This window comes from uncultured Hyphomicrobium sp. (genome assembly GCF_902826555.1).
Lineage (GTDB): Bacteria > Pseudomonadota > Alphaproteobacteria > Rhizobiales > Hyphomicrobiaceae > Hyphomicrobium_C.
Genome location: NZ_CADEFI010000027.1, coordinates 42,846 through 48,845, shown reverse-complemented (window position 1 = coordinate 48,845; position 6,000 = coordinate 42,846). Strand labels below are relative to the sequence as shown.

Annotated in this window: 8 protein-coding genes; 2 read left to right on the top strand and 6 right to left on the bottom strand. The window is 63.1% G+C overall.

Translation table 11 applies throughout. The annotated features are described in order from the left end of the window. Positions 1-128 precede the first annotated feature (128 nt). From QZV93_RS12215 to QZV93_RS12200, 4 genes are all read right to left on the bottom strand, one after another. The gene (locus QZV93_RS12215; protein WP_295558815.1) at positions 129-347 is read right to left on the bottom strand and encodes a hypothetical protein; all 219 of its coding nucleotides are present in this window, start codon (positions 345-347) and stop codon (positions 129-131) included. Between the two features lie 566 nt (positions 348-913). After that, on the bottom strand, positions 914-1,444 hold the full coding sequence (locus QZV93_RS12210) for a hypothetical protein (RefSeq protein ID WP_295558814.1): 531 nt from the start codon (positions 1,442-1,444) through the stop codon (positions 914-916). A gap of 125 nt (positions 1,445-1,569) precedes the next feature. Beyond that, positions 1,570-2,805, bottom strand: a complete 1,236-nt coding sequence (locus QZV93_RS12205; protein WP_295558813.1) for a patatin-like phospholipase family protein — start codon at positions 2,803-2,805, stop codon at positions 1,570-1,572. 164 nt (positions 2,806-2,969) lie between these two features. Further along, on the bottom strand, positions 2,970-3,317 hold the full coding sequence (locus QZV93_RS12200; RefSeq protein ID WP_295558811.1) for a hypothetical protein: 348 nt from the start codon (positions 3,315-3,317) through the stop codon (positions 2,970-2,972). A 141-nt stretch (positions 3,318-3,458) separates the two neighbouring features. On the opposite strand from QZV93_RS12200, the gene QZV93_RS12195 reads away from it, so the two are divergent. After that, entirely contained in the window at positions 3,459-3,608 is a 150-nt protein-coding gene (locus QZV93_RS12195) for a hypothetical protein (RefSeq protein WP_295558810.1), read from the top strand. Between the two features lie 11 nt (positions 3,609-3,619). Here QZV93_RS12195 and QZV93_RS12190 read toward each other — a convergent pair whose 3' ends face one another. Beyond that, a complete protein-coding gene (locus QZV93_RS12190) occupies positions 3,620-4,042 on the bottom strand; it encodes a low affinity iron permease family protein (protein WP_295558809.1) in 423 nt (140 codons plus the stop codon). Between the two features lie 141 nt (positions 4,043-4,183). On the opposite strand from QZV93_RS12190, the gene QZV93_RS12185 reads away from it, so the two are divergent. After that, positions 4,184-5,122, top strand: coding sequence for a hypothetical protein (locus QZV93_RS12185; RefSeq protein WP_295558807.1), 939 nt, complete (start codon positions 4,184-4,186; stop codon positions 5,120-5,122). On the opposite strand, the gene QZV93_RS12180 is transcribed toward QZV93_RS12185, so the two are convergent. Then, positions 5,119-5,913: a tellurite resistance TerB family protein gene (locus QZV93_RS12180; RefSeq protein ID WP_295558806.1), complete on the bottom strand. Its 795-nt coding sequence runs from the start codon at positions 5,911-5,913 to the stop codon at positions 5,119-5,121. The genes QZV93_RS12185 and QZV93_RS12180 overlap by 4 nt on opposite strands. Between the last annotated feature and the right edge of the window lie 87 nt (positions 5,914-6,000).

Sequence of the window (6,000 nt, the reverse complement as noted above, 5' to 3'; positions counted from 1 at the left end):
TCTGGGGGACTGGGGGTCGGGAGTTCAAATCTCCCCGCTCCGACCATTCACACATAAAGCCTGATAAGCCTGCGTTCGCCGTTCGGCACGGGGACCCGTCCGAGGCATCGCCTCGAGCGGCCCCGCGCCTATCCGCGCGCGACCACTTTCTCCACCATGAAGAGCGGCTTGAACTTGCGCGCGACGAGCGTCAGTCGCGTTCCGACAGGCAGCGGCGAAAGACCTCTGGTCACCAGTGGCACCGTCACGCCGCTGTCCGTGAGCAGCTCGCCGTAGTCGGCCTGCCAGGATTTGACGGTTCCGGTGAAGACGTGGGTCTCGGGTTCAATGGGCGCGAAGCTGTTCATCTTGAATGTCCGTTTCCTTGATCGCCGCTCGGTCGCCGGGAAGCCCCGCAGCGCCATCTCCGGCGCCGTCGAATGGCCTAAGCCAGCGGACTCGGTGCGGCATGTTGAGAATATGAAAGCGTCGAGGCGCTCAGGAGAGACGCGCGAGGCTCACGGCGAACATGCGGAACCGGATGTCTGGTCGAGCCACCGATCGAGATGAGACCGCTTGGGCGGCCGCCACGGTTCCGCTTCGCGTGCGCGCGGAGGGCGATATCCAGGACCGCACAGCCGATGGCTGTGACCGAGGTCACGATAAGAGATCGCGATGAGTTGGGTTCTGTGTGACATGAGTGGGTACCTTGCGGCGCGATGCGGTCGCGCTTTCCGCTTGGAGCAAGGCCGAGATGGCCTGCAGTCCCATTCGACAATCAGTCTGCGAGGAGTATGACTGACGCCCTACATGAATTATTATCCCCCTCGCGGGGGCGACTTTCGCTTGTCAGCCATGTCGCGCGCAACAGAAAAAAGCCGGCTCCAGCCGAATTCGCCGAAGGCGGGAGCTGGGACAAAGGCAAATGCTGCGCCTACGGCATTTCGTAGGTCTGCTCGAACGTGTCCTTGCTGTTGCCGTAGATCTCGCTTCCGCTTTTCAGGACATAGCCACTTTCGGCGCTTTGCGGCTTTCCCCAGGGCGCAAGGATGTCGAAGCCTCCGGCGAGAAAGATGGCGTCGACCACGCTGATCGACCGGTAGACGTCGCCGAACTCGGTCTTGCCCGCGTCGGGGACATAGAGTTTTGCGAACTTCGCACGGCTGATGACATAGATATTGGCTTTCCCGTCGCCGTCTCTCAGCACCGATTTTGTGGGCGTAAGGCTCGTCACCACGAAATCGCCCGGCTGGGCGACATTCTCCGTTTCCTTGCCGTTCCAGTAGGTATCCACGTGTTCCCGTTTGCGCGCCTCGCGCGCCGCCACGAAACCCGTCTTCCGCGCCTTGAAGGGCAGCGTTCCGAGTTCGCGAGCGATCTTCTCGAAATCCCCGTCGGCAAGGCCCGAGGGGGCCGTGAGCCGCGGCCGGCCGGGAGGCGGGCCGACACGAATGATTTCGAACATGGTGGCATCCTTCCAAATTGACGTGTGCCGCCTTCACGGCGGCGATCCTGTCGATCGAACGCTGGCCGGCGGCCAAACGTTCTGGACGACGGAAAAATTTATGCAACCGCCCCGCGGCATCGATTTCAGATATCGAACTCCGCCGGAAAATCGTCGTCAGTCACTTGAAAGGTCGCGGCCGCACGAGACAGCGAAAGATAGGTGTGCAACTCGTTGGGATTGTCGAGCTCGCGCAGGCGCGCGAGACGCTTGTCGGAAAAATGGGTCACGTTGAGCTTCTCGCGCAGCCACTTCTCTTCGAGCTTGATGTTGTAGCGCGTGAAGCTCAACAGCGCCTGCGAGCCGCCGATCAGCTTGCCGAGATTATCCCATCGAAGATCGTCCACCTCACCGTTGATCGTCCAGGGCCGTTTCGGATCGGCGAGCCACTGCATGAGCTTCAATGTCGTTGCTTGATTGTCGGCCATCGTGCCGAGCAGGGCCTGTGCGCCGAACCCAGCCGCAGGGGTCAGGCGCCGGGACGTGACCTTGACGCGGTAGTCGCCGGTTCCGACGGAAACGATCAGCAGCTTTTGGGCGCCGAGCTCCCATGGAACGCCCCGCTTCGAGGTCTTGCCGTCGTCGCCCGTCACCTCCTTCACGCCGCCGAGACGATAGCCGCTGATCCCGGCCATCATGAACATGAGCAGCGACGGGTTGTTGTAGGGCGAGAGTCCGCCGTCGACGAAAAGACCCTTTTGGCCGGCGCTGCCCTCGCTCGGTGCCTCGATCTGAATCCAGTGAGGGCGAAAGTAGGTCGGCGCCGCCGTGCTGGCCTGGATGATGTCGGCGATCCGGTACTCGCAATTGCCGACCGTCTTCTTTCCCGTCGCCGCATTGATCCTGGTCGCCCAGTACTCGGAATGCGCGTTATTGTACATGACCCAGGCGCTGCCGGTATCGAGCCTCTTCGAAACGATCGCGAGCCCGGTCTTGAGCGCGTCGCTGTCGAGGCGCATGTCGCCGAGCGCGTTCTTGAGGTTCCTCCTGAGCGCTCGCACCGAGAAGCGCGGCAAAATGAGGCCGCGGCCGACGCGCTGGCTGAAGATCTCGGGACAAATCTTCCAGAATTCTTCGCGCACCTTTTGCATCGGCCACCCGAGCGCCAGCATGGTGGCCAGGATCGATCCGACCGAGGTGCCGCCGATCATGTCGAAATAGTCGGACAGTACGTAGTCGTCGCGCTTGTAGCGCCTGCGCAGCAGCGTCTCGACGGCCTCCAGGAAGCCGACCGTAATCATGCCGCGCGCTCCGCCCCCGTCGAGCGCGAGCATGCGTTTGGGGGCCTGCCGCGAAAGACGTGACGCAACGAACGCAGACATGGAGTGAACTCCCCCCGGAGGCCCGGAATAGCCAGGTTCCGGAGATTACGGCCACCGCTGCCGCACGGCTAGCCCCCTTCGGAGCATGCGGACGCATTCGGCTGCAGCGTCTTGCTTTTTTGACAAAGGGGCGGGGAGGATCCGGCTACGGCTGCGGCGGGGCGCTAGGGGTAGGTCCGGGTCGGCGCGCGAAACGCGCTCGTGAAACGCAGGGACACCACGTTGTTCTCGCGCGCCACCACGACGCAGTCGGCTTCCTTGCGATCCGAGCTCGAGAAGAGCTTGAGCGGGCGGGAAAAGACCTGCGGTTTGATATCGTCGTGCCACAGCACGATCTGCACCGTAAGAGGAGACATGTCCTTGATCGTGCAGGGGCGCGGCATGATCAGGCTTTCGGACCAGATGTAGCCTTCTTTCAGGCGCCGTGGAGCGCGGAAGTCCTGTGGCTTGAGGGGCGCACGCTCTCCGTCGTCCTTGGACAGCGACGAAACCAGCGATTTCCACAAAGCCATTGCTTCCTCCGCACGCACATCAATGCGTTGAAGATCGGCAATGATAGTGAATAAATCTCTAAGACCTCACCTGTCGGATCCGGAATCCGGAACGAACAGAGCCGGGCGGCGTTCCAAACCGACACGGATGAGGAGGCCAACATGGAAGATCGCAAGGTCATCAACCCCACGGAGGCGCGTCAGGCGACGCCGCAACGCCTGAACTATCGCGTCCTGACACGCTCGATGTTGATCGCGCTCGTCGCGGCGGCTGTTGTTTATGCGTACTTCTATATGCAGACGCCGGTCTGACGATATTGAGCTCATCGCTCCCGTTTTCGGGCGCGCAGTTCCTGAGCCACGTGGGCGAGGTCGTCATCCACCAGCGGCGCATATTTTTCGCGCAGGCGTAGGAATTCCTCGTGCACGCGTTCCAGATCGGCATCCGACATGGAATCGAGGCCCACCAGGCCGGTTCGCGCACCCTCGATACTCCGTAACAGCTCGTCGAGCTTGAGCGTCATGACGCGAGTTTCGCGGTTCTGCGTGTTCTGAATGAGGAACACCATGAGGAACGTGACAATCGTCGTTCCGGTATTGATGAACAGCTGCCACGTATCCGAATAGGCGAACGAAGCGCCTGTGAGCGCCCATAGGGCGACGGTGGCGCAGGCGGCGAGAAAAGCCCAATACGATCCGACGGCATGGGCTGCGCCTTCTGAAAATCGGCGAAACATCTCTTTCATTTGAGGACACTCCGTTGTCCGGCAATACGCGGCCCGTCGAGCGGCCCGGGATGCGATGCCAATTTGATTTCGAGGCGCTTTGATCCGGCTCGGATCATAAGTAGGGTGCGCACCGCGGAGTTCCGCGGCTGAGGGGGAGAGATGTCCGGGGTTGAGGTCGCGCTGTGCGCGCTAGGCGCGTTTTATGTGTTCGCCGGATATGTCGCGACCCGGGCCGCACTGATGTCCCACGTCATCGATCGGGCAATAGCGGCCATCGCGTGTAAGGCGGTGAGCAGGATAGAGGTTGCGCAAACCTATTGGCTGCTTTCGGCGGCGGCGCTCGTATTGGCCGGTGGTGTGGCTCTGCTCTTCCTGATCGATATCGCGGCCTGGATCTTCCTGGCGTCGGCCATCGGCCAGGCCGTCTACCTTTTCTATCTTGCGCCACGTTACTTCGATGTCGCCGATCCACCGGATGCCACGGGCCGCTCCCGGTCCACCAATGCGTTTGTCGTTTATCTGGTTGCCACCGCCCTCGTGCTGTGGGCCCTGGCTGCCGGCAGGCTCACGAGCTGGCGGGCGCTCGATTGGCCGCTGGCGGCGCTGGCTGTGGCCGTCGTTCTGGCGCATATCGGCTATGTCGTCTGGAGCATCGCCGGACCTCCGGCCCGCGCCTCGTCGTCCTCGCAGCCCGGCGGGGAGGACGCCGATGTCTCCGAAGTGCCGTCCCGCGACCCGTCCCAATCGACGCGCATCAAGGTCATGGCCGATTACTACTGCCATCCCCTCTGGGCCCTCGACGATGACACGTACGGCGACTTCCCGCCCGAGCAGCTCGAACTTTCGCCCGAGCTCGCGGAGGATCTCAACCGGTGGGCGGAGGCCTTCACCAACTCCCTCCATCCCGACGATCCGGGAGCGAGCCTTTGGAGCCAAGCGGAGCGGAGCGCACACGAAATGGAGGGGCGCGCCCTCGCAATCCGCGTCGCACGCGAGAAGCCGGATCGCAGGATCTACATCCTGGATCCGTCCTCGGCCGAGCTCGTGGAGATTGAGGCCGAGCCCAACACCGGATCCAAGACCGGAGCGGCGGACTAGGCGCCCGCTGCCTGAGGCGTTTGCGTCACCGAGCCTGCGGCCGGATCCTTCGCCGATGCCACGGCCGCGTCGAGATGTGCGATCAGCCCATCGTCGAGCCCCAGCGTTGCCGCCAGATAACGCAGATACGCTTTCTCCGCCGGCGTATCGGCTTCGATTGCGATCGCGGACGCGAGGTAAACCTCGCTCCGCACCTCCGGCGTCGCCGCCGCTGCCGCGAACTGCTGCGGCGACCACGGCGCCGCGATTTCGCGGTCTAGGAACTGACGCTCATCCGCGCCGACGCCGGTGTCGGCGAGGCGTCCGACGATGCGCTGGCGCTCTGTCGCGTCGATGAGGCCGTCCGAAAGCGCAGACGCGATCATCGCCCTGAGCAACAGCAGCGCGTGCTCGTTGGCAGGGGGTGCGCCCGGAAGCGTCGCGCCGCTGCGGGCCGCCTGCAGAAACTCGGCCGCACGCGTGCCGACCAGCGGTTTGCCGTCCTTGTAGTTGGTGTAGGCTTTATAGGCGAGGCCACCGAGCGCGGCTGCAGCGCCGAGCTTGAGCACGTCGCCCGCGAGGTCTCGCCCGTCCTTGGTGCCGAGCAGCAGCGTCGCGAGCGTGCCCGCAGCAGCGCCTCCCGCGAACGAGCCGCCGCGGCTGCCGAGAAAACTTTTCGCCTGTTCGAGAAGGTCCGGCTGCGGAGCGCTCTGTGAGCTCGGGTCTATGCTGGGGCGAGAGACGGGCACGGAGCCTGTACTCTGCGGTGCCGCCCCCATGACGAGATCAAGAAGCTTCGAAGCGTCGATCATTCACGTCTCCCAGTCAGCTTTTCCTCAACGCGGTAGATAGGGAGAAATACGTAGATCACAAGGTTGCGACGCAACAAAAACCGCCGT

Coding starts and splice junctions, on each gene's coding strand:
- QZV93_RS12215 (WP_295558815.1), bottom strand. CDS start 347: ATGAACAGCTTCGCGCCCATTGAACCCGAGACCCACGTCTTCACCGGA.
- QZV93_RS12210 (WP_295558814.1), bottom strand. CDS start 1,444: ATGTTCGAAATCATTCGTGTCGGCCCGCCTCCCGGCCGGCCGCGGCTC.
- QZV93_RS12190 (WP_295558809.1), bottom strand. CDS start 4,042: ATGAAAGAGATGTTTCGCCGATTTTCAGAAGGCGCAGCCCATGCCGTC.
- QZV93_RS12195 (WP_295558810.1), top strand. CDS start 3,459: ATGGAAGATCGCAAGGTCATCAACCCCACGGAGGCGCGTCAGGCGACG.
- QZV93_RS12200 (WP_295558811.1), bottom strand. CDS start 3,317: ATGGCTTTGTGGAAATCGCTGGTTTCGTCGCTGTCCAAGGACGACGGA.
- QZV93_RS12205 (WP_295558813.1), bottom strand. CDS start 2,805: ATGTCTGCGTTCGTTGCGTCACGTCTTTCGCGGCAGGCCCCCAAACGC.
- QZV93_RS12180 (WP_295558806.1), bottom strand. CDS start 5,913: ATGATCGACGCTTCGAAGCTTCTTGATCTCGTCATGGGGGCGGCACCG.
- QZV93_RS12185 (WP_295558807.1), top strand. CDS start 4,184: ATGTCCGGGGTTGAGGTCGCGCTGTGCGCGCTAGGCGCGTTTTATGTG.